At 73.6% G+C, this 26,969-nt stretch carries 20 protein-coding genes; 13 read left to right on the top strand and 7 right to left on the bottom strand.

Annotated elements, in window-relative coordinates; all coding sequences use genetic code 11:
• Positions 1 to 53: 53 nt before the first annotated feature.
• Positions 54 to 476 (bottom strand): FKBP-type peptidyl-prolyl cis-trans isomerase, encoded by a 423-nt coding sequence (locus tag ACZCLJ_RS18700; protein ID WP_251150429.1) that lies wholly within the window; start codon positions 474 to 476, stop codon positions 54 to 56.
• Between the two features lie 140 nt (positions 477 to 616).
• Here ACZCLJ_RS18700 and ACZCLJ_RS18695 point away from each other — a divergent pair, with 140 nt between their 5' ends.
• Together ACZCLJ_RS18695 and ACZCLJ_RS18690 are read left to right on the top strand one after the other, a co-directional pair.
• The gene (locus tag ACZCLJ_RS18695) at positions 617 to 1,531 is read left to right on the top strand and encodes an alpha/beta fold hydrolase (protein ID WP_463104852.1); all 915 of its coding nucleotides are present in this window, start codon (positions 617 to 619) and stop codon (positions 1,529 to 1,531) included.
• Positions 1,524 to 2,114, top strand: coding sequence for a TetR/AcrR family transcriptional regulator (locus tag ACZCLJ_RS18690; RefSeq protein ID WP_463104851.1), 591 nt, complete (start codon positions 1,524 to 1,526; stop codon positions 2,112 to 2,114). The genes ACZCLJ_RS18695 and ACZCLJ_RS18690 overlap by 8 nt, the downstream gene beginning before the upstream one ends.
• A 100-nt stretch (positions 2,115 to 2,214) precedes the next feature.
• On the opposite strand, the gene ACZCLJ_RS18685 is transcribed toward ACZCLJ_RS18690, so the two are convergent.
• Complete coding sequence (locus ACZCLJ_RS18685; protein WP_463104850.1) at positions 2,215 to 3,621, bottom strand: cystathionine beta-synthase; 1,407 nt, start codon at positions 3,619 to 3,621, stop codon at positions 2,215 to 2,217.
• 149 nt (positions 3,622 to 3,770) lie between these two features.
• Between ACZCLJ_RS18685 and ACZCLJ_RS18680 the strand changes: the two genes are divergently transcribed.
• Positions 3,771 to 4,505, top strand: coding sequence for a DUF5701 family protein (locus ACZCLJ_RS18680; protein ID WP_463104849.1), 735 nt, complete (start codon positions 3,771 to 3,773; stop codon positions 4,503 to 4,505).
• 87 nt (positions 4,506 to 4,592) lie between these two features.
• On the opposite strand, the gene ACZCLJ_RS18675 is transcribed toward ACZCLJ_RS18680, so the two are convergent.
• Positions 4,593 to 5,060 (bottom strand): hypothetical protein, encoded by a 468-nt coding sequence (locus ACZCLJ_RS18675; RefSeq protein WP_463104848.1) that lies wholly within the window; start codon positions 5,058 to 5,060, stop codon positions 4,593 to 4,595.
• 56 nt (positions 5,061 to 5,116) lie between these two features.
• Positions 5,117 to 6,001, bottom strand: a complete 885-nt coding sequence (locus tag ACZCLJ_RS18670) for a Bax inhibitor-1/YccA family protein (protein WP_251150435.1) — start codon at positions 5,999 to 6,001, stop codon at positions 5,117 to 5,119.
• Positions 6,002 to 6,341: 340 nt separating this feature from the next.
• On the opposite strand from ACZCLJ_RS18670, the gene ACZCLJ_RS18665 reads away from it, so the two are divergent.
• From ACZCLJ_RS18665 to ACZCLJ_RS18645, 5 genes are all read left to right on the top strand, one after another.
• Positions 6,342 to 7,340, top strand: coding sequence for an ABC transporter ATP-binding protein (locus ACZCLJ_RS18665; protein WP_251150436.1), 999 nt, complete (start codon positions 6,342 to 6,344; stop codon positions 7,338 to 7,340).
• Positions 7,337 to 8,182, top strand: a complete 846-nt coding sequence (locus ACZCLJ_RS18660) for an ABC transporter permease subunit (protein WP_251150437.1) — start codon at positions 7,337 to 7,339, stop codon at positions 8,180 to 8,182. Before ACZCLJ_RS18665 ends, ACZCLJ_RS18660 begins: the two co-directional genes overlap by 4 nt.
• Positions 8,179 to 9,615 (top strand): sensor histidine kinase, encoded by a 1,437-nt coding sequence (locus tag ACZCLJ_RS18655; RefSeq protein WP_463104847.1) that lies wholly within the window; start codon positions 8,179 to 8,181, stop codon positions 9,613 to 9,615. The genes ACZCLJ_RS18660 and ACZCLJ_RS18655 overlap by 4 nt, the downstream gene beginning before the upstream one ends.
• Positions 9,612 to 10,346: a response regulator gene (locus ACZCLJ_RS18650; RefSeq protein ID WP_251150439.1), complete on the top strand. Its 735-nt coding sequence runs from the start codon at positions 9,612 to 9,614 to the stop codon at positions 10,344 to 10,346. The genes ACZCLJ_RS18655 and ACZCLJ_RS18650 overlap by 4 nt, the downstream gene beginning before the upstream one ends.
• Before the next feature lie 112 nt (positions 10,347 to 10,458).
• Positions 10,459 to 12,624, top strand: coding sequence for a catalase (locus ACZCLJ_RS18645; RefSeq protein ID WP_463104846.1), 2,166 nt, complete (start codon positions 10,459 to 10,461; stop codon positions 12,622 to 12,624).
• 483 nt (positions 12,625 to 13,107) lie between these two features.
• On the opposite strand, the gene ACZCLJ_RS18640 is transcribed toward ACZCLJ_RS18645, so the two are convergent.
• Positions 13,108 to 16,296 (bottom strand): efflux RND transporter permease subunit, encoded by a 3,189-nt coding sequence (locus ACZCLJ_RS18640; protein WP_463104845.1) that lies wholly within the window; start codon positions 16,294 to 16,296, stop codon positions 13,108 to 13,110.
• Between the two features lie 108 nt (positions 16,297 to 16,404).
• On the opposite strand from ACZCLJ_RS18640, the gene ACZCLJ_RS18635 reads away from it, so the two are divergent.
• On the top strand, positions 16,405 to 16,914 hold the full coding sequence (locus ACZCLJ_RS18635; RefSeq protein ID WP_251150442.1) for a MarR family winged helix-turn-helix transcriptional regulator: 510 nt from the start codon (positions 16,405 to 16,407) through the stop codon (positions 16,912 to 16,914).
• A 41-nt stretch (positions 16,915 to 16,955) separates the two neighbouring features.
• Here the strand turns inward: ACZCLJ_RS18635 and ACZCLJ_RS18630 are convergent, their stop codons facing one another.
• Positions 16,956 to 18,209, bottom strand: a complete 1,254-nt coding sequence (locus tag ACZCLJ_RS18630) for an MFS transporter (protein ID WP_463104844.1) — start codon at positions 18,207 to 18,209, stop codon at positions 16,956 to 16,958.
• A 39-nt stretch (positions 18,210 to 18,248) separates the two neighbouring features.
• On the opposite strand from ACZCLJ_RS18630, the gene ACZCLJ_RS18625 reads away from it, so the two are divergent.
• The gene (locus ACZCLJ_RS18625) at positions 18,249 to 18,764 is read left to right on the top strand and encodes a MarR family winged helix-turn-helix transcriptional regulator (protein WP_463104843.1); all 516 of its coding nucleotides are present in this window, start codon (positions 18,249 to 18,251) and stop codon (positions 18,762 to 18,764) included.
• 71 nt (positions 18,765 to 18,835) lie between these two features.
• On the opposite strand, the gene ACZCLJ_RS18620 is transcribed toward ACZCLJ_RS18625, so the two are convergent.
• Positions 18,836 to 19,681: an oxygenase MpaB family protein gene (locus ACZCLJ_RS18620; protein ID WP_463104842.1), complete on the bottom strand. Its 846-nt coding sequence runs from the start codon at positions 19,679 to 19,681 to the stop codon at positions 18,836 to 18,838.
• Between the two features lie 194 nt (positions 19,682 to 19,875).
• Here ACZCLJ_RS18620 and ACZCLJ_RS18615 point away from each other — a divergent pair, with 194 nt between their 5' ends.
• From ACZCLJ_RS18615 to ACZCLJ_RS18605, 3 genes are all read left to right on the top strand, one after another.
• Positions 19,876 to 25,905 carry an Ig-like domain-containing protein gene (locus ACZCLJ_RS18615; RefSeq protein ID WP_463104841.1) on the top strand — a complete coding sequence of 2,010 codons (6,030 nt, stop codon included), beginning with the start codon at positions 19,876 to 19,878 and terminating at the stop codon, positions 25,903 to 25,905.
• Positions 25,906 to 25,996: 91 nt separating this feature from the next.
• Positions 25,997 to 26,611, top strand: a complete 615-nt coding sequence (locus ACZCLJ_RS18610; protein ID WP_463104840.1) for an ArsR/SmtB family transcription factor — start codon at positions 25,997 to 25,999, stop codon at positions 26,609 to 26,611.
• Positions 26,608 to 26,850, top strand: a complete 243-nt coding sequence (locus ACZCLJ_RS18605) for a hypothetical protein (RefSeq protein WP_463104839.1) — start codon at positions 26,608 to 26,610, stop codon at positions 26,848 to 26,850. The genes ACZCLJ_RS18610 and ACZCLJ_RS18605 overlap by 4 nt, the downstream gene beginning before the upstream one ends.
• The last annotated feature ends 119 nt before the right edge of the window (positions 26,851 to 26,969 follow it).

Genomic DNA, 26,969 nt, shown 5'->3' with positions numbered 1-26,969 from the left:
GCGTCGCGCCCCGCGGACCGGTCACCCGACCCGACGGCCGCTCCCCGACGGCGTCACTGCACGTCGACGACGTCGACCACGAACACGAGCGTGTCCGTGCCGCCGATGCCCGCCTGGGGGACGCCGCGCTGGCCGTAGCCGTGCTCCGGCGGGATGGAGAGGAGCACCCGCGAGCCGACGTTCTGCCCGACGAGGCCCTTGTCCCAGCCACCGATGACGGCGCCGACGCCGATGGGGAACGCGATGGTGTCGCCGCGGTCGTAGGAGTTGTCGAACACCTGGCCGCCCCACGTCTGGCCGAGGTAGTGGACGACGATGTTGCGCCCGGAGGTCACGGCGGGACCGTCCCCCTCGGAGAGCACGACGACCTGGAGGCCGTCGGGCGCTGCGGACTCCGGGAAGGTCAGGGTCGGCTTGTCGCCGAAGGAACCCGAGGCGGAGGGCAGAGCGGTCTGCTCGGCGGGCTGGTCGGTCACGAGGATGCCTCTCGTCGGTGAGCTGGGATGTGCCGCGCGCACGCGGCCCGTCCACCTTACGCGGCGCGTCCTGGGAGGGCTCGAGAGCCCTCGGGCGGAAGGCCTTGCCATCCGCGGCTAATGGTATTAGCCTTCTGGCTATGACACAGCGCCAGACGTCTCCCGTCGTCCATCACCTGTCGCGACCCGCGGGCCGCCTCGCCTACACCGACGAGGGCACGGGCCCGCTCGTCGTGGCCGTCCCCGGCATGGGCGACCTGCGCGCGACCTACGACGACGTCGCCCCCGCCCTCGTCGACGCCGGTCACCGCGTCGTCGTGATGGACCTGCGCGGCCACGGCGACAGCGGCACGACGTTCGCGACGCACGGCGACGAGGCCACCGCGTCGGACTACGTCGCGCTCGTCGAGCACCTCGACGCCGGGCCCGCCGTCCTCCTGGGGAGCTCGATGGCCGCCTCGGCCGCCGTGGTCGCCGCGGCCGAGCGGCCGGACCTCGTGCGCGGCCTCGTCCTCCTCGACGGGTTCCTGCGCGAGCCGGTCTCGCCCGCCAAGCAGCGCGCGATGCGCCTGCTGTACCGCGCGCTCTTCGTGCGACCGTGGGGCGCGGCGGCCTGGGCGTCCTTCTACGGGACGCTCGTCAAGGGCCGTCGTCCCGCACGGCTCGCCGCGCACCAGGCCGCGATCCGCGCGAACCTCTCCGAACCCGGCCGGCTGCGCTCGTTCCGGCACCTGTGCCTCCAGCTCGACCACTCCGTCGTCGAGCCGCGGGTCCCGCGCGTGCAGGCGCCCGCGCTCGCCATCTTCGGCGCGCTCGACCCGGACTACGCCGACCCGGTCGCCGAGGCCGCGTGGGCCGAGGCGTCCCTCGGGGCGACGACGCTCGTCCTGCCCGAGGTGGGCCACTACCCGCAGCTCCAGGCACCCGAGGAGGTCGTCGCCACAGTCCTCCCGTTCCTGGCCGGGCTGCCGGACGCGGCGGCCGTGCGCGCGACCGGCGAGCAGGACGCGCGCGGGACCGGCGAGCGGGGAGCGCGGAGCGGCGACCGTGGCTAGGGCCGGGCTGTCGCGCGACGCGGTGGTGCGGATCGCGCTCGGGCTCGTCGACGGCGGCGGGCCGACCGGCTTCGCCGACCTCTCGCTCGCGAAGGTCGCGGCGCAGGCCGGCGTCGCGACCCCCAGCCTGTACAAGCACGTCGCGTCCCTGGCCGAGCTGCGGCGCGAGGTCTCGGTCGTCTGCGTCGAGGACCTCACGCGGGCGATGACCGACGCGACGGTCGGGCTCTCCGGCGCCGACGCCGTCGTCGCGCTGGCCCACGCGATCCGCGACGTCGCGCGGTCACGTCCTGGCCGGTACGCGGCGTCGCAGGTCGCGCCGGACCCGGACGACCCCGCGGCGGCGCCGCTGATCGAGGCCGCGGCGCGCAGCGTGCACGTCGTCGCCGCGGTCCTGCGCGGCTTCGACCTGCCCCCGGACCGCACGATCGACGCGGTCCGCTCGCTGCGGGCGAGCGTGCACGGCTTCGTGCACCTCGAGCTCGGCGGCGGCTTCCGCCTCCCCGACGACCTCGACGCGAGCTTCACCGCCCACGTCGCGATGATCCTCGCCGGCCTCGAGAGGCTCGCCCGGCCGGCCTGACCCCTGCCCACCCGCCGAGCACGGGGTCCTCCACCGATCCGGTCGGAAACGGTCGCAGATCCCGTGCTCGGCGGTAGACGATCCCGTGCTCGGCCGACGCTCAGGTCGCGAGGAAGCCCAGGAGGTCGTGACGCGTGAGCACGCCCGCGGGGTCGCCGTCCTCGACGACGAGCAGCGCGTCGGCGTCGTGCAGCGCCTCGCGGATCGCCTCGACGCCCTCACCGGCCCCGATGAGCGGGAACCGCGGCTCCATGTGCTTGTCCACGCGGTCGGCGAGCGACGCGCGCCCCGAGAAGACGGCGTCGAGCAGCTCCCGCTCGCTCACCGACCCCGCGACCTCGCCGATCTTCACGGGCGGCTCCGCGCCGACGACCGGCATCTGCGAGACGCCGTACTCGCGCAGGATCTCGATCGCGTCGCGCACGGTCTCGTTCGGGTGGGTGTGCACGAGGTCGGGCATGCGACCGTCCTTCGCGCGCAGGACGTCTCCCGCGGTGACGCCCTCCTCGGCCGGCAGGAAGCCGTACGACCGCATCCACGCGTCGTTGAAGATCTTCGACATGTAACCACGGCCGCTGTCGGGCAGGAGCACGACGATCACCGCGCGCGCCGCGGCCTCGGGGTCCTCGTCCTGGAGCCGGCGCGCGAGCCGCAGCGTCGCCTCGACCGCCATGCCGCACGAGCCGCCGACGAGCAGGCCCTCCTCGCGCGCGAGCCGTCGCGTCATGGCGAACGAGTCCGCGTCGGTCACGGGGATGACCTCGTCGGGCACCGCGGGGTCGTACGCGGTGGGCCAGAAGTCCTCGCCCACGCCCTCGACGAGGTACGGGCGCCCGTCGCCGCCCGAGTACACGGAGCCGGCCGGGTCCGCGCCGACGACGCGGACCCGCCCGCCGTCGTCGGGCCCGCGGTCCGCCGAGGCCTCGTGGAGGTACCGGCCGGTCCCGGTGATCGTGCCGCCCGTACCCACGCCCGTGACGAAGTGCGTCACGCGTCCGTCGGTGTCCGCCCAGATCTCGGGCCCGGTGGACTCGTAGTGCGACAGGGGCCCGTTCTGGTTGGCGTACTGGTTCGGCTTCCAGGCGCCCGGGATCTCCTGCACCAGCCGGTCGGAGACCGAGTAGTAGGAGTCGGGGTGGTCCGGCGCGACGGCCGTCGGCGTCACGACGACGCGCGCCCCGTACGCGCGCAGCACGTCCCGCTTGTCCTGGCTCACCTTGTCGGGGCAGACGAACACGCAGTCGTAGCCCTTGCGCTGCGCGACGAGCGCGAGCCCGACCCCGGTGTTCCCGGACGTCGGCTCGACGATCGTGCCGCCCGGCCTCAGCTCGCCCGACGCCTCGGCCGCCTCGACCATCCTGAGGGCGATCCGGTCCTTCACGGAGCCGCCGGGGTTCACGTACTCGACCTTGGCGAGGATCGTCGCCGACAGCCCTTGCGTGACGCGGGTCAGCCTGACGAGCGGGGTGCCGCCGACGAGCTCGGAGATGTGCTCTGCGTATCTCATCCTCTGATCATCGCCGATCCCGGGACGCCTCACCGACCGCGCGGAGCGGGCGGTCGCACGCCGCACCAACCCGGACACCCCTCCGGCGGGAATTTCCGTACGGTGTAGAACGTTGGCCCGTCTGCCTGCCCCCGATCGAGAGGTGCTCCGTGACCACGACCGCCCCCACCGCCGTTCCTGCGACCAGCGCCGTTCCCGCGACCACCGCCGTTCCCGCGACGACCACCGTCCCGCCCCTGCCCTCGCTCGCCGACCAGGCCGAACGGCTCGTCGCGCTCGGTGTCCCCACGCTCGCCGGGCTGACGGACGACGCCGTGCGCACGGCGGCCGCCGAGCTCGCGACGACGGCCCCGTCCGGCTCGCTCCTCGTCGTCGACCCGGCGCTCGCACCGCCGTCCGCCCTCGCACCGCTGCTGCGCCTGCCGGTGCGCGACGGCGAGAAGGACGGGTTCGTCGTCGTCGACATGGACGACGTCGACCGGTTCGCCCCGATCGACGGCCTCGAGATCCCCGAGGGTGCGTTGTACGCCGTGACCGCCGTCGAGCGCGGCGACGAGATGGCGAACTGGTCGCCCGACGAGGCGCTGCCGGAGATCACGCGCCGCGGTCGCACGCCCCTGCTGCTCGCCGAGGGGATCCACTGGGCGCTCCAGGTGCCGGGCGTCGTCGCGCGCAACCACTGCTACATGACGATCGGCTCCCGCCTGCGCAAGCCCGGCGGGACGCTCGACACCCGCACCCCCGCGATCTGGATCTCCAACGGCACGGGTCGCGACGGCCGCGAGCGCCGCGGCGCGCCGAAGGTCGGCTGGTGCTGGGCGGGCAACCGCCACACGTGGCTCGGCTTCGCCTCCGCCGCCTCTCGCCACCACCTCCCGGCCTGACACCACCACCTGCCTGGACGTAGGCATGAGATGGGCCCGGTTCTCGGTGAAGAACCGGGCCCATCTCGCGCCCAGGACGGGCGGGGGTCAGCCGAGGAAGCCCAGCAGCGCGACGAGCACCACCGCGACGACGAGCCCCACGACGAGCACCGGGCGGCCCGCCGCCTCGCGCGCCGTGAGGCGGCCCAGCCCGGCACCGACCGCCGCGGTGATGCCGACGACGAGCGCCGCCCCCGCGATCAGCGCGCCCCCGCCGCTCGCCCCGGCGTCGGCGAGCTGGTTCGCCAGACCGCCCGCGAGGAGCGATCCCCACAGGGCGCCCGCGACGAGCCCGAGTCCGGCGAAGACGAGCGCGGCCCGACCGTCGGTCGCGCCCTTCGTGACCCGCGTGCCGAGCCACGCGACGGCCGCGCCGGCGGTCGGGACGCTGAGCAGGACGAGGAGCGCGGCGAACGGCAGGTACGCGGGCGGCGCGCCGGACAGGACCATGTACAGCACCTGGACGCCGAGCATCGCCGCCGCGGCGACGGCCAGGCCGGCGACAAAGACCGGCACCCGCGGCGGAGAGGTCTCCGCCGCGGGTGCCGGTCCGCGTGAGTCTCGCGCCACCGTCAGTCGCTGCTCTGCAGGATGGCGAACAGGCGCAGGAACTCGAGGTAGAGCCAGATCAGCGTCACAAGCAGGCCGAACGCGGCCGACCACGCGAACTTGGCCGGCACGCCGCCCTCGACGCCGCGCTTGATGGAGTCGAAGTCGACGATGAGCGACGCGGCCGCGAGTCCCACCGCGAAGAGGCTGATGACGATGCCGAGCGTGCCGCCGCGCAGGCCCCAGCCGTCGAGCGCGCCGAACATGAGCAGCACGACGTTGACGAGCGAGAACGCGAGGTAGCCGACCATCGCGATGATCAGCCAGCGCGTGAACTTCGGCGTGACCCGGACCTTGCCGGAGCGGAAGAGGAACAGCGCCGCGGCGAAGGTCGCGACCGTCGCGACGACGGCCGACGGCACGACGCCGTCGTAGAAGCTCTCGTAGTACGCGCTGATGCCACCGAGGAACACACCCTGGGCGACGGTGTACAGCGTGATGAGCAGCGGGCTCGGGTTGCGCTTGAACGCGTTGACGAGACCGAGCACGAGGCCGGCGATCGCGCCGATCGGCCACAGGCCCGGCGCGATCAGCCACGTCGCGGCGCCGACGACCACGAGCAGGGCCAGCAGGCCGCCCGTCTTCATGATGACGTCGTCGTACGTGAGGCGCTTGGTGTCCGCGGTCGTGGCGGCCGGCGCGTCGTACATCTGGTTCAGCGTGGCCGCGTCGGCGGCCTGCGCGCCGTGCTGGCCCCACTGGCCCGCCTGGGGCGGCGTGCCGTAGGCGGGGTTCTGCCCCTGCGCCGGCGGCGTGCCGTACGCGGGCCCCGCCTGGGTGGCGGCCCCTCCGCGCTGGTTCTTCGGATCACCGAAGACCGCGCTGTTGTTGAAGACGGGGTTGCTCATGAGCTCCTCCTGGTCGCGGCGTCCACTCTTGCAGCGGGCCTCGTCATCGGCGTTCCTGCCTCGAGTCGGGTGTCGCTGGCCTGACGTTCATCCTACGGAACGTGCGAGTCCCGGTCACTGTTCCCGCGGACGATCCCGTCGTCACCACCGGTGGCCCACGAGGACCACGCACCCTGACCGACGTACACCGCACGGGGTACGAGACGCGACCCACCGGGCGCAGAACATACGCCGGAAGGTGGCTGACCGGCGTCGGGCACCGGACCTAGGCTCGACGACGACCCCACGACACACACCCGAGCGGGCCGCGGCCCGCACAGCACCCTGGAGAGGGCGAGCCATGATCGAAGCACGCGGCCTGACCAAGCGGTACGGGCCCAAGACGGCGGTGGACGGCATCTCGTTCACCGTCCGCCCCGGGACCGTCACCGGGTTCCTCGGCCCGAACGGCGCCGGCAAGTCCACGACCATGCGCATGATCATGGGACTGGACCGCCCGACGGCCGGGACCGTCACCGTCAACGGACGCCCCTACGCGCAGCACCGCTCCCCCCTCACCGAGGTGGGCGCGCTGCTCGACGCGAAGGCCGTCCACACCGGGCGCTCCGCCTACAACCACCTCCGCGCGATGGCCGCCACCCACGGCATCCCGACGAAGCGCGTCGACGAGGTCATCGAGATGACGGGCCTGCAGTCGGTCGCGAAGAAGCGCGTCGGCGGCTTCTCGCTCGGCATGGGGCAGCGCCTCGGCATCGCGTCGGCTCTGCTCGGCGACCCGAAGACGCTCATCCTCGACGAGCCGGTCAACGGCCTCGACCCCGAGGGCGTCCTGTGGGTCCGCAACCTCGCGAAGTACCTCGCGTCCGAGGGCCGCACGGTCTTCCTCTCGAGCCACCTCATGAGCGAGGTCGCCGTCACCGCGGACCACATCGTCGTCATCGGCAAGGGCCGCATCATCGCGGACGCCCCCGTGGGCGACATCGTCAACGGGACCCAGCAGCGCACCGTCCGCGTCCGGACGCCGCACGCGACCCAGCTCGCGGAGCTCCTCACGCGCGACGGCTCCACCGTCACGAGCGACGAGCCCAGCCTGCTCGTCGTCTCGGGAGCCGACGCCGCGGGCATCGGCGAGCTCGCCGCCGCACAGGGCTTCGTGCTCCACGAGCTCACTCCCGTCGCGTCCACGCTCGAGGACGCGTACATGGCCCTCACGGCCGACTCCGTCGAGTACCAGACCGAGTCCGCGCAGATCCACGTCGGGCACGGCGCCACGGGTTCCGTCCCGGCCGGCGTCGCGCCGGGCGCACCCGTCCAGACCCCCGAAGGAGCGCAGCGATGACCGCCGCAGCAGTGTCCGCCGGCCCCACGGCGACCCGGGCCACCCCCTACCGCCTCGGCTTCGGCCACGTGCTGCGCTCCGAGTGGATCAAGTTCCGCTCCCTGCGCTCCACCTGGTGGACGATCGGCACGACGATCGTCGTCATGGTGCTGTTCAGCCTGTCGATGGCCGCGTCGCTCAACTTCGCCGCCGACTCGCCCGAGATGGCCGCGGAGATGGGCAACATCTCGACGGTCCAGGCGATCGTCCTCGGGTACATCTTCGCCCAGCTGTCGGTCGCGGTCCTCGGTGCGCTCGTCATCACCGGCGAGTACTCGACGGGCATGATCCGCTCGACGCTCGCCGCCGTCCCGACCCGCCTGCCCGCGCTGTGGGCCAAGGCCGGGATCATCGGCGTCGTGACGTTCGTCGTGGGACTCGTCGGCATCGCGCTGTCCTATGTGGCGACCGCGCCGATGCTGTCCGGCAACGACCTCGTCCCGGACCTCGGCGACCCGGTCGTCCAGCGCGTGATCCTCGCGTGCGCCGGCTACCTCGCGCTCGTCGCCCTCCTGGCGGTCGGGGTCGGGACGATCATGCGCCACTCCGCCGGCAGCATCTTCACGCTCGTCGCGTTCCTCTTCGTCCTGCCGCTGGTCGCGAGCTTCCTGTCCCAGGACTGGGTGCGCGACGTCGAGAAGTTCCTCCCGATGAACCTCGCGACGGCCATGATGACGGTCAACGACGCCGACGCCGGGATGGTCGAGGTGCTCTCCCCGGGCGCCGCGACCGGGGCGATGGCCGGGTGGGCCGTCCTGTCCCTCGCCGTCGCGGCCTTCGTGCTCAAGCGCCGGGACGCGTGACCACGCCGCACCTCACCCCGCCGACGCCGGACGAGCCCACCGCTCGTCCGGCGTCGGCCGCTCCGCGCACGCTCGCCATGCGGCCGGCACCGCAGCCGTTCACGGAGCTCGACGCCCGTCGCCTCGGGCCCGTCCGCCGCTACTTCGCCCAGCACCCGCGCGTCATGGACTGGGTCGTCGTGGGGCTCTTCGTCGTGCCGGGCCTGTTCTACGCGCTCGCCATGCCCGAGGGCGCCGGCTCGGACCTCGCAGTGCTCGCGTTCTCCCTCGCCGGTGGTACCGCGCTCCTGTGGCGGCGCCGGCGCCCGGTGACCGTCGCACTGGCCGTCGCCGTCCTGGGGTCCGCCGCGATCGGCGTCACGGGTGACACCGCGGGCTACGAGGTCGCCGCGATGTTCGCCCTCTACGCGGTCGCAGCGGCACGGTCGCCCCGCGTCGCCTGGCCGACGCTCGCGGCCGTGGTGCTGCCGATCTCGACGGCGACCTTCCTCTGGTACCACATGAGCACCACCGAGGACGGCGAGTTCGTGCGGACGAGCGCGGCACCCGGCGAGCCGACGGTCGACCGCGTCGTGAGCGTCCTCGTGACGACGATCCTGTGCCTGATCGCCATGGCCGTCGGCTCGAACGTCCGCGCCCGGCGGCAGCACGTCGCCGACCTCGTCGAGCGCGCCAACTCGCTCGCCCGCGACCGCGACCAGCAGGCGCAGCTCGCCGTCGCCGCGGAGCGCACGCGCATCGCGCGCGAGATGCACGACGTCGTCGCGCACTCCATCACCGTCATGGTGGCCCTCGCCGACGGTGCGAAGGCGTCCGGCGCCAAAAACCCCGAGCTCGCGGGCCACGCCTTGGACGAGCTCACCGAGACCGGGCGCGCGGCGCTCGCCGACATGCGCCGCGTCCTCGGCGTGCTGCGCGAGCCCGGCGCGGGGACCACGTCCGCTCCCCTGGCCCCGACGCACGAGCCCACCGAGCTCGAGGACATCATCGAGCGCTACCGCACCGCGGGTCTGCCCGTGCGCCTCGTCCGCCGGGGTGCCCAACCGGCGCTGGAGCCCACCGTGCGTCAGGCCGCGCACCGCATCGTGCAGGAGGCGCTGACCAACGTGCTCCGGTACGCGCCGCTGTCGCCGATCGTCCTCGTCGAGGTCGTCCGCTGGGACCGCACGGCGTCGCGCGAGGGAGACTGGCTCGAGCTGCGCGTCGTCAACCGGTCCGGACGGCGGCCCGGCGAGGGCACCGGCGTCGACGACCGTGCCCTGCCCCCGTCCGTGGCCGCGCACCACCCTGCCGACGTCCCCGTGGGCACCGGGCGCGGCATCATCGGTATGCGCGAGAGGGCGGCCGTGCACGGGGGTAGCGTGACGGCCGGCCCGGTCGGCGACGGCTGGGAGGTCGTGGCGCGCCTGCGCCTGGACGGAGAGCACGGATGACGGGAACGGGAGGGGCCGTGGGCCACGACGACGGGACGGCAGCAGGAGGCACGATCCGCGTGCTGCTCGTCGACGACCAGGCGCTGCTGCGGATGGGCTTCCGCATGATCCTGGCCGCCGAGGACGACATCGAGGTCGTCGGCGAGGCCGGGGACGGCGCGACCGGCATCGCGCAGGCGTCGGCGCTGCGCCCCGACGTCGTGCTCATGGACGTGCGCATGCCCGGGACCAACGGCATCGAGGCGACGGAGCGGATCGTCGCCGAGACGCCGTCGTCGCGCGTCATCATCCTCACGACGTTCGACCTCGACGAGTACGCGTTCTCCGCCCTGCGCGCCGGGGCGAGCGGGTTCCTCCTCAAGGACGCGAAGCCGGGCGAGCTCGTCGGCGCGATCCGCGCCGTCGCGAGCGGCGACGCGGCGATGTCCCCGCGCATCACGCGGCGGATGCTCGAGATGTTCTCCGGGCAGCTCCCGGAGGACGGCGCGGCACCGGCCACCGCGGCGACCGGTCGTGACGACCCCCGGCTCGCCCAACTGACGGCCCGCGAGCTCGAGGTGTTCGAGGCGCTGGGCGAGGGCCTGACGAACGCCGAGATCGCCGAGCAGTTCGTGCTCTCGGAGGCCACGGTCAAGACACACGTCGGCCGCGTGCTGGGCAAGCTCGGCCTGCGCGACCGCGTGCAGGCCGTGGTGCTGGCGTACGAGACGGGTGTGGCCCGGCCCGGCTGACCGCGCCCCGCGGCGTGCCCGCCTGCCGTGTCGACCCGCGAGTCGTCGCGGCGTGCGAGCGACGCCTCCGCTTCGCAGGGTGGAGGCTCACCTAGCGGAAGGGCTCGCCACCATGACCGACGACACCACCAGGGACGAGCAGCGGCCGACGGCGCCGGAGGCGCACGGCACGCGACACCACGAGCACGACGAGGGCCGCCACGCCTCGCCCGCGCCGCGGAGCGCGACGGGATGCCCGTGGCAGCCGGGCGGCCCGGACCCGCGCGCCCAGGCCGGCGACCGTCTGACGACGGCCCAGGGGCTGCGGGTCGACGACACCGACCACTCGTTGAAGGCCGGGCCGCGCGGTCCGCTGCTCGTGGAGGACCACCACTTCCGCGAGAAGATCACGCACTTCGACCACGAGCGGATCCCGGAGCGCGTGGTGCACGCGCGCGGCGCGGGGGCGCACGGCACGTTCCGCGCCTACGGCAACGCGGCGAGCGTCACGAGGGCGGCGTTCCTCGCCGAGGCGGACCGCGAGACCGACGTCTTCGTGCGCTTCTCGACCGTGCTGGGTTCGCGGGGCTCGGCCGACACGGTGCGTGACGTCCGCGGGTTCGCGACGAAGTTCTACACCGCCGAGGGCACGTTCGACCTCGTCGGGAACAACCTTCCCGTGTTCTTCATCCAGGACGCGATCAAGTTCCCCGACGTCATCCACGCGGGCAAGCCGCACCCCGACCGCGAGATCCCCCAGGCGCAGAGCGCGCACGACACGTTCTGGGATTTCATCTCCTCGCACACCGAGTCCACGCACATGGCGATGTGGGCGATGTCGGACCGCGGGATCCCGCGCAGCTACCGCACGATGGAGGGCTTCGGGGTCCACACGTTCCGCCTGGAGGCGAGCGACGGGACGACGTCGCTCGTGAAGTTCCACTGGAAGCCCGTGCTCGGCGTGCACTCGCTCGTGTGGGAGGAGGCGCAGATCGCCCAGGGCGCCGACCCCGACTTCCACCGCCGCGACCTCGCCGACGCGATCGACGCCGGAGCGTTCCCGCAGTGGGAGCTCGGGCTGCAGGTCATGCCCGACACCCCTGAGGAGACCTTCGAGGGCATCGACCTGCTCGACCCGACGAAGATCGTCCCGGAGGAGCTGTGCCCGGTGCAGCGCGTCGGGGTCCTCACGCTGACCGCCAACCCGACGAACTACTTCGCCGAGACGGAGCAGGTCGCGTTCCACGTCGACCACCTGGTCCCCGGCATCCAGGTCACGAACGACCCGCTCATGCAGGGCCGGCTCTTCTCGTACCTCGACACGCAGCTCTCGCGCCTCGGCGGTCCCAACTTCGCGCAGCTCCCGATCAACCGCCCGCACGCGCCCGTGAACGACATGCTGCGCGACGGCATGCACCAGACCGCCGTGCACGAGGGGATCGTCGCGTACAAGCCCAACGCGATCGACGACGACCGTCCGCTCGCCTCGCCGGAGGACGGCTTCGTCACGATCGCCACGCCGGTCGACGGCGCGAAGGCCCGGCAGAGCCCCGTCTCGTTCGCGGACCACTTCACGCAGGCCCGGCTGTTCTGGCTCTCGCTCACGCCGGTCGAGCAGGCGCACGAGGTCGAGGCCTACACGTTCGAGCTCGGCAAGTGCCGTCGCGCCGAGGTCCGCGAGCGCATGCTGGCGAGCCTCGCGCAGGTGGACGCCGAGCTCGCGACGCGCGTCGCGGCCGGACTCGGTCTGCCCGCACCGGACGCGGAGGTGCCCGACGCCGTCCCCTCCCCTGCGCTCTCGCAGGTGCCGCAGGAGCCGGGTCGTGTCGACGGCCGCGTCGTCGGCGTCCTCGTGTCCGACGGCGGGGACCTGGGCGTGGTGGACGCCCTGCGGTCGGCGCTGGGCGACGACCAGGTGGTCGTGCGCGTCGTCGCCGCCCACGGCGGTGACGTGACGTCCGGCGGCACGTCCGAGACCGTGGACCGCACGATCCTCACGGCGCGCTCGATCGAGTACGACGCCGTCGTGGTCGCCGACGGCACCGCAGGAACACCGATCGGCACCGACCCGCGCACGGCCGTCCTCCTGCAGGAGGCGTTCCGGCACGGCAAGGCGATCGCCGCCGTCGGCGACGGCCAGGACGTCCTCACGGCTGCCGGCATCGACACCGCCGCACCCGACGTCACGACGAACGACGCAGCGGCCGACCCCTCCGACCTCGCGCGCACGCTCCGCACGGCACTCGGTCTCCACCGCTCGTGGGAGCGCCTCGCCACCCTCGCGGGCCTCACGGCCTGACGGCCTGACGGCAGCGAACCCTGGCCGCGGACGACCGCGACCAGGGTTCGCCCGCGCGACCGGGGTACGACCTCGCGCCACCCCGGTACTACCCGCGCAACCACGGAACTACCTCGCGCTACCCCGGTACTACCCCGCGCAACCGCGGTACCACCCGCGCTACCGCGGTACTACCCCGCGCAACCGCGGCACTACCCCGCGCAACCGCGGTACTACCTCGCGCCACCCCGGTACTACCCCGCGCTACTGGCGTACTACCTCGCGTTCGGGGGCACCGGGATGGCGAGACGAAGGATGAGCGGGCGGTGCGACGTCGGATGCGAAGGGCGTCAAGGCCGCGCTCCTGAAGCGGACGGCCGGCTGCCGGAGGTGACGGCGCGGCCAGCCCGAGCACCGACGTCGCACCGCCCGCGGACCGGACCGGACCCCGGAACCCCGTGACCCGGGGACCCGGGGACCCGGGGACCCCGGGGACCCCGGGGACTACGCCTGCGCCGCCCCCACCGTCTCGGACTCCGCACGCACCGACTCCTGAGCCTTCGCCGCCCGACGAGCCCGGCGCTTCTCGCCGCGGCGCTCGACGAGCAGGTACAGCACCGGCACGACGACGAGCGTGAGCAGCGTCGAGCTGATCAGCCCGCCGATGACCACGAGCGCGAGCGGCTGGGAGATGAACGCGCCGCCGCCCGTGATGCCGAACGCCATCGGGGTGAGCGCGAAGATCGTCGCGAGCGCGGTCATGACGATCGGACGCAGACGCTTGCGCGACCCTTCCAGCACCGCGTCGTCGAGCGAGCGCCCGCGCTCTCGGTACTGGTTGATGAGGTCGATGAGCACGATCGCGTTCGACACGACGATGCCGATGAGCATGAGCATCCCGATGAGCGACGGGACTCCGAGCGGCGTCGACGTCGCGAGCAGCAGGAGCAGCGCGCCGGTCGCGGCGAACGGCACCGAGACGAGCAGGATGAGCGGCTGCACGAGCGAGCGGAACGTCGCGACCATCACGACGTAGACGATGAGGATCGCGGCGAGCAGCGCCATGCCGAGGTCGGCGAACGCGTCCTCCTGCTGGGCGGCGACGCCGCCGATCTCCACCGACGCGCCCGCGGGCAGGTCGAGCTCGTCGACCGTCGTGGTGAGCGCGGCGGTGAGCGAGCCGAGGTCCTGGCCCGCCGGCGTCACGGAGACCGTCGCGCTGCGCTCGCCGTCGAGGCGCGTGATCGACGTCGGGACGGCGACCTCCTCGATCGTCGCGACGGACGTCAGCGGCACGGGTCCGGCGGCGCTCGGGATGACCAGCGCCTCGAGCTCGGCGACCGTCGCCGGCCCCTCGCCCTGCGACACGACGACGTCCACGGGGCCGTCGCCGAGGTCGACGCTCCCGACCGGCATCGGCGACATGACCGAGGCGACGAGCCCGGAGAGCTGGGTCTCGGTCAGGCCCGCGGCGGTGGCGGCGTCGCGGTCGACGCTCACCTGCACGGTCGACTGCTCGGCGGCGAGGTTGTTCGTGACCTCGATCGCGCCGTCGGTCGCGGCCGCCGCCTCCTGGACCTGCTGCGCGGCGTCGGCGAGCGTGTCGGGGTCGGTGGTCCGCACGACGAGGTCGACGGTCGAGGAGCCCATGAGCGCCTCGCCGCCCGCGACGGTGATCTCGGTGGTGGCGTCGGTGCCGAGGTCGGCGACGGCGTCGCGGATCGTGTCCTGCGCCGCGGTGCCGTCGACGTCGTCGGCCAGCGTCACGGCGAAGCTCGCCTGCGGCGTCGACCCGCCGCCGAAGAACGCCGCCGCGGCGACGTCACCCTGGCCGACCGTCGTCTGGACGGTCTCGACCTCGTCGAGACCGAGCAGTGCGTCCTCGACGGCGCGCGCCGCCTCGTCCTGCGCGGCGAGCGTCGTGCCGGGCTCGAACGACTCGGTGACGGTGAGCGTGTCCTGGCCGGAGTCGCCGAGGAAGTTCGTCTCGAGGCGCGGCACGAGCGCGAGCGTCCCGACGAGGACGAGCACGGCGACCGCGAGCGTGACGACCGGGCGGCGCAGCGAGGCCCGCAGCGTCGGCATGTAGGCGCGCTGCCAGATGCCGCGGCGCTCCTTCGCCTCGGCCTCGGCGCGCGTGCGCTCGGCGACCTCGGCCGCGCGGGCGACGGACTCCTCGGAGCCGTCGTGCTCGACGACGCCCTTCGGCGGCTTGATGAACCAGTACGCGAGCACCGGCACGATGGTCAGCGCGACGAACAGCGAGGCGAGCATCGCGATGGCGACCGTGACGGCGAAGGGCCGGAAGAGCTCGCCGACCATGCCGCCGACGAGCGCGATCGGTGCGAACACCGCGACCGTGCAGATCGTCGAGGACGTGATGGCCCCGCCGACCTCCCGGACGGCCGTGAGGATGGCCTCGCGCTTCGGCTCGCCGTACGACAGGTGCCGCTTGATGTTCTCGATGACGACGATGGAGTCGTCGACGACGCGGCCGATCGCGACCGTCATCGCGCCCAGGGTGAGGATGTTCAGCGTGTAGCCCGTGGCGTTCATGACGATGAACGTCACGCACAGCGACAGCGGGATGGAGATCGCCGACACGAGGGTCGAGCGCAGGGACGCGAGGAACAGGAGGATGACCACGACGGCGAACAGCAGGCCGAGCCCGCCCTCGGTCGCGAGGCCTTCGATCGACTCCTCGATGAACGGCGCCTGGTCGAACACGACGGCGACGCGCACGCCCTGGTCGGCGAGCGCCTCGTCGAGGTCGCCGAGCGCGTCCTGGACGGCGTGCGAGATCTCGACCGTGTTGCCCGCAGGGGTCTTGGTCACGGCGATCGCGAGCGACGGCTCGCCGTCGAGCCGGGAGTACGACGTCGCGTCGGCGTCGACCTCGGCGACGTCGGCGACGTCGCCCAGCGGCACGACGCCCGCCGCGCCCTGCAGCGGGAGCGCCGCGAACTCGTCGACGCTCGTGATCTGCGAGCCGATCTGGACCGTGAGCTCGGTGTCGCCCTCGGTCACGGTGCCGCCGGGGATCTGGACGCCGTTGTCGTCGAGGAGCGTGGAGACGTCGGCGGACGAGACGCCCGCCGCGGCGAGCGCCTGCGGGTCGAGGTCGACCCGCACCTCGCGGTCGGCGATGCCGGTCACCGCGACGGAGCGCACCTCGTCGATCTCCTCGAGCCGCGGCACGAGCACGGACTCGACGACGGAGCCCAGCTCGGCCGCGTCGAGCTCGTCGCCGCCCTCGGCCCCCGCGGCCGCGAGCTGGATCACCGGGAGGTCGTCGATCGAGCCCGTGACGACCTGCGGCTCGACGTCGGCCGGGAGCTGGGACTGGATGCGCGTGACCGCGGTCTGGAGCTGCTGGGCCGCCGCGTCCATGTCGGTGCCGTAGTCGAGCTCGACGGTGGTGGCGGACAGGCTCGTCGACGCGGTCGAGCTGATGCCCGCGACGCCGTCGACGCCCTGGACCGCCGCCTCGAGCGGCTCGGTGACCTGGTCCTCGACGATCTCCGGCGCGGAGCCCGGGTAGACGGCGACGACGGCCGCCGCCGGGATCTGCAACGACGGGATGAGCTCCTGCTTGAGCGAGCCGAGACTGACCACGCCGAAGATCGCTGCAGCGACCGTGACGAGGGCGACGACGGCTCGGTTCGCGAGCGACGTGCGGGCGAGTCGGGACACGGTGCCTCCAGGCAGCGAGGAAGATCGGAGGAGCAGGGGCTTCGACGCCGTCGTCGATCGTTAGCCTAACGCTAAGCATCCGTGCGGAGTTCCGGGTACGGTCACGTCGTGGGAGACGAGCACACCGACCGCGCCGTCGAGCGGCAGGACGCGGGGCGCGACGAGCAGGCCGACGAGCGCCGCGTGCTCGTCGGCCGCGTGGAGGAGGCCGGCGACGTGCTCAGCGAGATCTTCCTCGCGCAGCGGCTCGAGCCGATCCTCACGACCCCGCTCACCGTGCAGCAGCTGCGCGCGCTCGCCGTCCTGCAGCTCGACGGGCCGTCGGGCGCCCACCATCTCGCCGAGGTCCTCGGCGTCTCCGCGGCGACGGTCTCGGGCATCGTCGACCGGCTCGTCACCGCGGAGATGGCCGAGCGCCGACCCGACCCGACCGACGGGCGCGTGCGCCTCGTCGCGGCGACGGGCCGCGGGGCGGAGGCCGTCCGTCGGCTGGCGGCGCGCGAGGAGCCGACGCAGCACCTCCTGGAGCGTCTCGACCTCGACGACCTGCGCGCGCTCGTGCGCGGGATCGTCGCGCTGGCCGACGCGGCGCGCGCCGAGGCCGACGCGCGCGGCTGACGCCCGTCGGACGCCGGCCGCGACCGTTGCCTGCGGCGGCGTCACACCTCGCCGAGCGCCTCCTCGGGGGTCCCCTCGACGGCGCGGGCACGCCGGTCCCAGCGCGACCACAGGACGCGCTCCCCGAGCTCGCCGGCCATGCGGTGCGCCGTCGCGAGGAACACGACGACCCCGACGACGAGCACGCCCGCGCCGACCCAGAAGGGCGCCGTCGCCGAGACGGGGTGCAGCAGCCCGGCGATGACGGGCGCGGGAGCGGCGAAGCCCCAGCGCACGAGGTTGAACGCGCCCGTCGTCACGCGCCGGTCGGGGTCCCCGAGCGCGAGGGACAGGTCGGTGAGGTTGGCGTTCGCGATGCCCATGCACACGCCCGCGAGGACGAGCACCACGACCGACCCGGCGGTACCGACGTCGAGCGCGAGCAGCACGAGCGCGACGAGCACCCCGAGGATCGCGATCCCGAGCGTCTGCACGGCACCGACGCGGTGCGCGAGGCGGTGCCCGACGATGAGGATCCCGACCGCGAGGCCGACGCCCCACGCGGTGAACACCAGGCCGAGCGGGATCACGTCGAGGCCGAGGAACACGGGCGTGTAGCCGAGGACGACGAAGAAGCAGAAGTTGTACGCCGCGGTGACGGCGGACAGGGCGAGGAAACCGGGCTTGCGGAAGAGCCGGAACACCTGGCCGACGCGCAGGGGCGCCGGCTTCTCCACGGGGTCCTTCAGCCGCGTCACCGAGACGAGCAGCGCGACGACCATGAAGACGCCGCACACGAGGAACGGCACGCGCCACGAGATGCCGCCGAGCAGGCCGCCGAGCAGCGGACCGACGGCGAAGCCGAGCCCCACGCACGTCTCGAACAGCGCGACGACCCACTCGCGGTCGTTCGCGAGGGAGACGAGCAGGACCATCGCCGTCGCGAAGAACATCGCGTTGCCCAGACCCCACAGCCCGCGCAACGCGGCGAGCTGACCGATCGTCGTGCTGAGCGCGGCGAGCACCGCCGCGACGGCGACGAGCGACACGCCCGCGACGAGGATCTTCTTGTAGCCGAAGCGCCCGGTCGCCAGGACGGCCGGGATCATCCCGAGCGCCATGACCGCGATGTACGCGGTGAAGAGCAGCTCGATCTGCCAGGTCGAGGCCCCGATCTCCGCGCCGATGACGGGCAGGATCGGGTCCACGACGGCGATCCCGGCGATCGCGAAGAACGCGGTCAGGGCGGTGGCGTAGATGGCGGTGCGGTTCGGCTCGTCGCGTGTCGAGGCCACGTGGTGCTCGCTCTCAGTCATTATCTGTATCTAGCAGGTACTTTCCTGTAGAATACACCTATGTCTGTTGCCCGAGGAAACGACCCTGCCGGCGACGGCGCCGCACGCGACGTCGTCGCCGCGATCGAGCTCGAGGTCGCCCAGCTGCTGCGCCGGGCCGAGCGCACCTCGGCGTCGGGGTCCCCCGGGACCGCTCGCGGGAGTGCGCGCACCGGCACGCTCGACCGGTCGGGCTACCTGCTCCTGCAGACGCTCGCCACGCACGGCCCGCAGAACGTCAACGCGCTCGCCGCCCGGCTCGGCCTCGACGCCTCGACGGTGACACGCCAGGTCGTCGCGCTCGACCGTGCGGACCACGTCCGCCGCGTGCGCGACCCGCACGACGGACGGGCGGTGCTCGTCGAGCCGACCCCGGAGGGCCTCGACGAGCTCGCGCGGCACCGTGCGACGCGAGCGGCCCTGTACGCCGACGTGCTGGGGGGGTGGTCACGGCTCGACCGGTCGCTGCTCGCCGAGCTCCTCGCACGCCTCAACGCCGACCTCGACGACTTCCGCCGGCACCGCGACGACGGCTGAGCACGACACCGGCCGCGCAGGACGCGTACGACGGGGCGCCACGAGCGCCGCGCGCGCGACGGCTGCGGAGCTCACGGGGCGGGGAGCGCCCACCGGATCGCGCGCGTGACGACCGCCCCCGCAGGCCCGGCTTGCGCCGGCGGCACGAGCCGCACCGGCGGCAGCCCTTCCCTCGCCCACGGCGGCAGCGACGCGCGGGCGGCCGCCGCGAGCCCGGCGTAGACCGGCCTGACCACGGCGGGCAGCGGCGGCTCCACGAGGAGGAAGCGCGCCGCGTCGAGCGCGGCGGGCGTCACGGCCAGCTCGGGCCGGTAGGCGGCGATCGCCGCCTCCAGCTCGACCCAGGAGAGCGGCACGTCCTCGACCCCGAGCCGGCGACCGACGTCGCCCGCCCGCGCCACGTACTCGTCGCACCCCGCGCGGTCGAGCGGGTCCGCACCGAACAGCTGGTGCGCGACCAGGAAGCTCTCGGTCTCCGCGACGTGCACCCACCGCAGCAGGTGCGGGTCGCCCGCGGCGTACGGCCGCCCGTCCGGGGTCGTCCCGCGCACGCGGTGGTGCACCGCTCGGACGGCGTCGACGGCACGCTGCGCGTCGTCCGCCGTGCCGAACGTCGTCGTCGCGATGAAGGTCGACGTGCGCTGGAGCCTGCCCCACGGGTCCCCGCGGTACCCCGAGTGCGCGGCGACGCCCGCCATCGCGAGCGGGTGCAGGCTCTGCAGCAGCAGGGCGCGCAGGCCGCCGACGAACATCGAGGCGTCGCCGTGGACGCGCCGGACCGGCGAGGTCTCCTCGAACCAGCGCGGACCGGGGGTGTGGTGGATGCGCGCGCGGGTCGCCGCGGCGTCGGGCCCGGCGACGCGCGCGAGGATCGCCGCGCCCGCGGAGCGCCGAACGGGTGAAAGGGCGTCCAGCATGTCCTGATCGTCCCACCGCAGGGCGAGCACGCACCTCCACGGTGCGCTCGCAGCCCTATCCTGTGCTCGCGGGCGGCGCCCGTGGGTGCGCCTCCGGACTGGCCGGCAGGTCGTCCGGGACGTGCTCGGAGGACGTCGTGGGAATCAGGTCGCGTGTTGCGGCGAACCGTCGGACCGTCGCCTCGGCGACCGTCGTGACCCTCTTCGCGACGACGCTCGTCGCCGTCGCCGCGCTGTCCGAGGGCGAGGCGTCCGCGGAGGTCGACCTCAACGACTCCGGCGTGTGGGTGACGAAGACGTCCACCGGGCTCGTCGGCCGGTTCAACGCCGAGTCCCAGGCGCTGGACGGCTCCCTGCTCTCCGGGAGCACGTCGTTCGACGTCCAGCAGCAGGCGGGCCGGGTGCTCGTCGAGGACCTCGCGACGTCCGCCGCGAGCCCCGTGGACGTCGCCCACCTCGTGCTCGACGGCTCCGTGCGCGCACCGGCCGGGTCCCAGGTCCGCTCGGGCGGCGGCACGGTCGCCGTGCTGGACACCGACGAGGGCACGCTGTGGGTCATGCCGTTCGACGCCGCAACCGGCCTCGACCCCGAGAAGTCCGAGCCGGTCGCCACCGTCGGGGAGGGTGGCACGCTCGCCGTCTCCACGGACGGCACGGTCTTCGTCGCCGACCCTGCCGAGGGCGTCCTGCACGAGGTCCGCACCGGTCCGGACGCCGTGGCCGAGGAGCCGACGTCGTCCGCCCTCGCGGTCTCCCCCGGCGCGGACGTCGAGCTCACGACGGTCGGAGAGGTCCCCGTCGTCCTCGACCGGACCGCCTCCACGCTCGTGCTCCCGTCGGGCAGCGTGGTGAGCCTGGCCGACGGTTCCGAGGCGCGGCTCCAGCAGCCGTCCGCCGAGTCGGGCTCCGTCGTCGTCGCGACGGCCACCGGTCTCGTCACGCAGCCCCTGCGCGGGGGCGACGCGGTGGTCAGGCGTGCGAGCGGCGTCCCGGCGCCGCCCGTCCAGCTCGACGGCTGCACGTACGGCGCCTGGTCGTCATCCGGGGAGGTCGTGCGCGACTGCGACGGGACCGAGCGCGACCTGCAGCGCACGCTCGACGGCGTCGACGCTCGCGCGACCCTGCAGTACCGGGTGAACCGCCACGCGATCGTGCTCAACGACCTGGCGGCCGGCACCCTCTGGATGGCCGCGGACGAGTTCGAGGTCGTCGACGACTGGGAGCAGGTCAAGCCCGAGGACGCCGAGGGCGAGGAGTCCGAGAGCGAGGAGAGCTCGCCGGAGCAGGTCGACCAGGTCCTCACCGACCGCTCGAAGCCCAACCGGCCGCCGCTGCCGAACGACGACCTCCTCGGCGTGCGCCCCGGGCGCACGACGATCCTGCCCGTGCTCGCGAACGACGTGGACCCCGACGGCGACGTCATGACGGCGGAGGTCGCCGGCGCCGGGCCGGACGGCGTGCTGGTCCAGCCCGTCCTGGGCGGCGCGGCCCTCCAGGCGACGGTCCCCGCGGACGCCGCAGGGCGCTCGTCGTTCACGTACCGGGTGAGCGACGGCCGGGCGGGCGGCACCGCCGAGGCCGACGTCACGCTCGAGGTCTTCGGCTGGGACGTCAACGAGCCGCCCGCGCAGACCGGCGAGCCCGTGCTGAAGGTCGTGCAGGGCGGCACGGCGTCGATCAAGGTCCTCCCCTACTTCCGCGACCCCGAGGGCGACGAGCTCTTCCTGTCCTCGGCGAGCACGTCGGGCGCGGGCGACGAGGTCCGCACCCTCCCCGACGGCACGGTCGAGTACCGCGACGCGGGCGCCGCGCCGGGCCGCAAGATCGTCGAGCTGCTCGTCTCCGACGGTCGCGTCACGGCCGAGGGCCGCCTCCTCGTCGACTCGGTCCCCGCCGACCAGCCCCCGACCGCCGTCAACGACCACGTGGTCGTCCCGGTCGGCGAGACCGTCACGGTCTCGCCCCTGCGCAACGACTCCGACCCGGACGGCGACGCCCTGCGCCTCGTCGGGGTCGCCGAGCAGGCGCCCGCGGAGATCACGCCGAGCTTCGAGGCCGGGACGTTCGACGTGCGCTCCACCGAGGCGCGGTCCTACGACCTGACGTACGACGTGAGCGACGGCCAGTCCGTCACGACGGGCCTCGTGCGCGTCGACGTCGTCGCCCCGGCCGACGACGACGCCCCGCCCGTCGTCGTGTCCGACCGCGCCCTGCTCCCCGCCGACGGCTCGACCCTCGTCGACGTGCTCGCGAACGACACCGACCCCGCCGGCGGCGTGCTCGTCGTCCAGTCCGTCGAGGTGCCGGACGGATCGGGGATCTCCGTCGCCGTCCTGGCGCACCAGGTGCTGCGCGTCACCGAGGTGCGACGCCAGTCGGAGCCCGTGACCTTCCGCTACACGGCGTCCAACGGCACCCGGACCGCGGTCGGCGAGGTCAGCGTCGTGCCCGTCCCGCCGCCCGTCGAGCTGCGCCCGCCCACGGCGCTGCCCGACGAGGTCACGGTCCAGGCGGGCGACGTCGTCGACATCCCCGTGCTGCGCAACGACGTGCACCCCGACCAGCTCGAGCTGACGCTCCAGACCGAGCTCGAGCAGGACGTCGACCCGGCCGTCGGGGAGGCGTTCGTCTCCGAGGACCTCGTCCGGTTCCGCGCCGGGGCCGAGGCGGGGACGACGTACGCGATCTATCGCGTCCGCGACGTCAACGGCCAGGAGGACTCGGCCCAGGTGACGATCCGGGTCCGGGCGGACGAGGACAACGCCGCGCCGCGCCCGCCCGAGGTCGTCGCCCGCGTGCTCAGCGGGACGACGGTCCGGATCGCGGTCCCGCTCGGCGGCGTCGACCCCGACGGCGACTGGGTGACCCTCTCGGGCGTCGCGTCACCGCCCGGCAAGGGGTCGGCCGAGCTCGTCGACGGCTACCTCGAGTACACCGCGGCGGCGACGGCCGTCGGCACGGACACGTTCACCTACGCGGTGGTCGACGCGCGCGGTGCGACCGCGACCGGCACCGTGCGGGTCGGCATCTCGGTCCCGCCGGCGACCAACCAGCCGCCCGTCGCGGTCGACGACGAGGTCACGGTCCGGCCGGGGCGCACGGTCGCCGTCGACGTGCTCGACAACGACAGCGACCCCGACGGCGACCGGCTGTCCCTCGTCGCGTCGGAGGTCGAGGGCACGCTCGAGCTGCCCGCCGAGGTCGTGGGCGACCGCGTCGTCGTCACCACCCCGCCCGACGACGGGACGTCGACGTTCTACTACGCCGTCCAGGACACGTTCGGCGCGCGTTCCTCGGCCGCCGTGACGGTGGTCGCGCGCCGGGACGCGCCGCTGCTGCCCCCCGTCGCGCACGACGACGTCGTCGCCGTCGAGGCGGTGCTCGGTCGCACGAGCGTCGACGTCGCGGTGCTCGAGAACGACGAGGACCCGGACGGGACGGCGCAGGAGCTCACGGTCGAGGTCGCGGACGAGGACGTCGTCGTCGACGAGGACGGCGTGCTCACCGTCCCGCTGACGACCGACGCCCAGGTGATCACGTACTCCGCGACCGACGTCGACGGGCTCAGCACGCGCGCGTTCGTGCGCGTGCCGGGGCTCGGGACGGCCGAGGAACCTGTCCGGAAGCCCGTCCTGCGGGCCGGGATCACCCCGCTCGAGGTGCTCAGCGGCGAACCGCTGACGATCGACGTCGCCGACTACGTCGTCGTCGCCGAGGGCCGCACCCCGCGCCTGACCGAGGAGTCTGCGGTCACGGCGTTCGAGGGGACGCGGGAGGTCACGGGCGCGACGACGATCGTCTACACGTCGCGCGCCGAGTACGCCGGCGCGGCGGGCGTCACCTTCGAGGTCACCGACGGTACCGGGCCGGACGACCCCGACGGCGCGACCGCCGTCCTGACCCTCCCGATCCGCGTGCTCCCGCCGGAGAACCTGCCGCCCGTGCTCGGCGCGCCGACGGTCGACGTCGCGGCCGGCGAGGAGACCTCGATCGACCTCGCCCGGTTCGCGACGGACCCGGACGAGGACCCTCTGACGTTCACCGTCACCGGGTCGGCCCCCGGGCTGACGACGACCGTCGAGGGGTCCATCGTCACCGTCCGCGCCTCGGCCGACGTCCAGCGCGGCACGACGCTCGCCGTGCCCGTGCAGGTGAGCGACGGCGAGAACCCCGGGGTCGGCGGCGAGCTGGCCGTGACCGTCGTCGCGTCGACCCGTCCGCTCGCGACGCTCGTCGACGACGTCGTCGAGGACGCGCACCAGGGGGTCGAGATCTCGGTCCCCGTGCTGCGCAACGACAAGAACCCGTTCGAGGAGGTCGGGCCTCTCGAGCTCCTCGGGGCCGCGGTCGACACCGGTGACGGTTCCGCCCAGATCGACGGCGACGAGGTCCTCGTGACCCCGGACGAGTCCTTCGTCGGCGTGTTCGTCGTGCGGTACCGGGTCCAGGACGCGACGCAGGACGTCGAGCGGCAGGTCGAGGGCAGCGTCACGGTCACGGTCCTCGGCAAGCCCGAGGCGCCGACCGCGCCCCAGGTCGAGGAGGTCCGCTCGAAGACCGTCGTGCTGTCGTGGGACCCGCCGAACAACAACGGCGCGGAGATCACGGGCTACACGGTGACGTCGCAGAACGGGTACGAGAAGGCGTGCGCGACGACGACGTGCACGCTCGACGAGCTGACGAACGACGTCGAGTACACGTTCACGGTCGTCGCGGAGAACGCGGTCGGCCCGTCGCCGGCGTCGCCCCCGTCGCCGCCCGCGCGGCCGGACGAGAAGCCGGACCCGCCGGCAGCACCGACCCTGACGTTCGGCGACAGGTCCCTCACGGTGACGTGGGAGAACGCGACCTACACCGACAGGTCCCCCATCCGGTGCGTCAACCTCGAGATCGTCCCCGCACCGGACGACGGCGTGTTCCGCAAGTCGTGCGTCGCGGGTACCGAGACAGTGTGGTCGGGCCTCGACAACGGCGTGCCGTACACGGTGACCGTCCAGGCGGTCAACGACGCCCCGGAGCCGTCGGAGTGGGGCGCCGCGTCGGACCCCGAGGTCCCGGCCGGCGTGCCGGACGCGCCCGCCGCGCCCAGCGCGACGCGCACGGACAGCGCCGTGAACGGCGGCGTGATCGGGGTGACGTGGAGCACGCCGTTCGAGAACGGTGACGCCGTGACGACCTACCACGTGCAGCGGTTCCGCAACGGCTCCCCGGACGGCGCGACCGTGCCGGTCGCCGGGAAGACGTCGTTCTCGGCGACCGGCCTCGACAACGAGTCGTCGTACACGTTCACCGTCACCGCCCAGAACAAGGCCGGCAGGGGCGCGACGAGCGCCGCGTCGGCCGCGGTGATCCCCTACGGCAAGCCTGGGGCACCCGGGACACCCTCGGCCGCGCTCATCTCCGGGGACACGAACGGGAAGGCGCGCGTGACCTTCGGGGCGGCGGACGCCAACGGCGACGCGGTGACGTACACCGTGCGGGCGAACGGCACCGGCGGCCGGAGCATCCAGACGACCGCCACGACCTCCACCTTCACCGGTCTGACGAACGGGCAGCCCTACACGTTCGACGTCCAGGCGTGCAACGCCGCGGGGTGCTCGGCGTGGACCGGCCGGTCCGGCTCCGTCACTCCGTACACGACGCCCAGCACGCCCGGCGTCTCGTGGACGAAGGCGTCGGCGACGGACGGCTACTTCACCGTGAGCGGGCCGAGCTCCGACGGCGGCAACGCCGCGCGCGTCGAGTGGTCGCTGTCCGGCTCGGAGAGCAGGAGCGGCACCGGGACGGGGCGCATCGACCTCGCGGGCGGGTACTCGCGCAGCTACACCGTGCAGGCGCGCGCGTGCAACGCCGCCGGCTGCTCGGGGTACGTCTCGGCGTCCGGCGCGACCGATGCGCCGCCCCCGCCGCCGAACCCGCGGGCGTGGGTGGTCCGCGGGCCGCAGAGCAACGTCGCCGGCTGCTCGGGCTACATGTGCACGCAGTTCCGCGTGCACGCGAACGCGGACTTCCCGTCGGGCTCGCACTCGTTCCAGTGCTGGAGCAACGCGAACGGGTACGACCACAACATCTCGGGCAACTCCTACACCCGGACGCTCAACGCCAACGGCTTCGTCGACCTGCCGTGCGTGCTCGGCAACGCCTACATCAACGGCGGGCTGGCCCAGGCGTGGGTCGTGATCGACGGGACGCACTACGAGAGGACGACCTGGCCCGCTCCCTGACGCGCGGCGCCGCTGCCGCGGCGATCTATCCAGAGGAATCTCTGCAAAGGAACCCTTGCAAAGGATCCTTTGGATAGATATCGTCGTCGGCATGAGCACGGACGATGTCGGAGCGACAGCCCCCGAGGAGCACGAGGAGTCCCTCGGGCCTGCCCAGCTCAAGGCCCTGGCCCACCCGTTGCGGATCCAGATCCTCGACCTGCTCTCCGCGCACTCGGCGCTCACGGCGAGCGGGATCGCGGAGCTCGTCGGCGAGTCGAGCGGGTCGACGAGCTACCACCTGCGTCAGCTCGCGCGCCACGGCTTCATCCAGGAGGTCGCCGGCCGCGGCACCGGCCGCGAACGGTGGTGGGAGCGCCGGCCCGGGGGCTTCCGGGTCGGGCTCCCGGAGGACCCGGACGACGTTGCGGCGATCGCTACCACCCTCACGGTCGCCCTCGAGTTCGAGAAGGCACGCGCCCGCAAGATCCAGTCGCTCCTGGAGAACTCGCAGACGCTCGATCGCGAGTGGCTCGACGTCACCCGGCTCACGACGACGGCGATCTGGCTGACCGCGGAGCAGATGGCCGAGGTCGGCGCGGCGTGGGAGCAGTTCTCCGACACCCTCGACCGCTTCTCCCACCAGGAGCAGACGCCGGGTGCCCGGCCCGTCCAGGTCCACTTCAACCTCTTTCCCCTCGTCGACGGCAAGGAGAACCCCTCGTGAGCGCGTACTCCCCCACCCTGCCCCGCACCGCCGAGCTGCACGGGGTGGACCGGCTGCTCGTCCGGGTCGGTTCGCACCTCACCGCGCTGGGCCGACGCCGCGCCGCCGCCCGCGCCCAGGCGCTCGCGGCGCGCACCGCCCGGTCCGAGGGCGTCGCCGCCCGGGACGTGCTCGCCCGCGGGCACGTCGAGCGGCTCGACGACAACGCCGCGCAGACCCACCCCCTGCTGCTGCGCTGAGACCGTCCTCAGGCACCGGATGGGGACTTCTGCCCCTCGGTGGCCTGTCCCCCGCTCTCCCGCCCCGGCTATGCTCGTCCGGGCCGCTCGCGCCGACCAGGGCCGTTCCCGGCCTCGCT

The sequence above is a fragment of the Cellulosimicrobium sp. So1_17 genome (assembly GCF_055181235.1).
The sequence above is the reverse complement of the archived record's forward strand: the minus strand, read 5'-3'. Positions and strand labels throughout refer to the sequence as shown.

Bases quoted from the DNA above. Each gene is read 5' to 3' on its own strand.
- ACZCLJ_RS18695 (WP_463104852.1), top strand. From the start codon at position 617: ATGACACAGCGCCAGACGTCTCCCGTCGTCCATCACCTGTCGCGACCC.
- ACZCLJ_RS18685 (WP_463104850.1), bottom strand. From the start codon at position 3,621: ATGAGATACGCAGAGCACATCTCCGAGCTCGTCGGCGGCACCCCGCTC.
- ACZCLJ_RS18670 (WP_251150435.1), bottom strand. From the start codon at position 6,001: ATGAGCAACCCCGTCTTCAACAACAGCGCGGTCTTCGGTGATCCGAAG.
- ACZCLJ_RS18665 (WP_251150436.1), top strand. From the start codon at position 6,342: ATGATCGAAGCACGCGGCCTGACCAAGCGGTACGGGCCCAAGACGGCG.
- ACZCLJ_RS18660 (WP_251150437.1), top strand. From the start codon at position 7,337: ATGACCGCCGCAGCAGTGTCCGCCGGCCCCACGGCGACCCGGGCCACC.
- ACZCLJ_RS18650 (WP_251150439.1), top strand. From the start codon at position 9,612: ATGACGGGAACGGGAGGGGCCGTGGGCCACGACGACGGGACGGCAGCA.
- ACZCLJ_RS18645 (WP_463104846.1), top strand. From the start codon at position 10,459: ATGACCGACGACACCACCAGGGACGAGCAGCGGCCGACGGCGCCGGAG.
- ACZCLJ_RS18630 (WP_463104844.1), bottom strand. From the start codon at position 18,209: ATGACTGAGAGCGAGCACCACGTGGCCTCGACACGCGACGAGCCGAAC.
- ACZCLJ_RS18625 (WP_463104843.1), top strand. From the start codon at position 18,249: ATGTCTGTTGCCCGAGGAAACGACCCTGCCGGCGACGGCGCCGCACGC.
- ACZCLJ_RS18620 (WP_463104842.1), bottom strand. From the start codon at position 19,681: ATGCTGGACGCCCTTTCACCCGTTCGGCGCTCCGCGGGCGCGGCGATC.
- ACZCLJ_RS18610 (WP_463104840.1), top strand. From the start codon at position 25,997: ATGAGCACGGACGATGTCGGAGCGACAGCCCCCGAGGAGCACGAGGAG.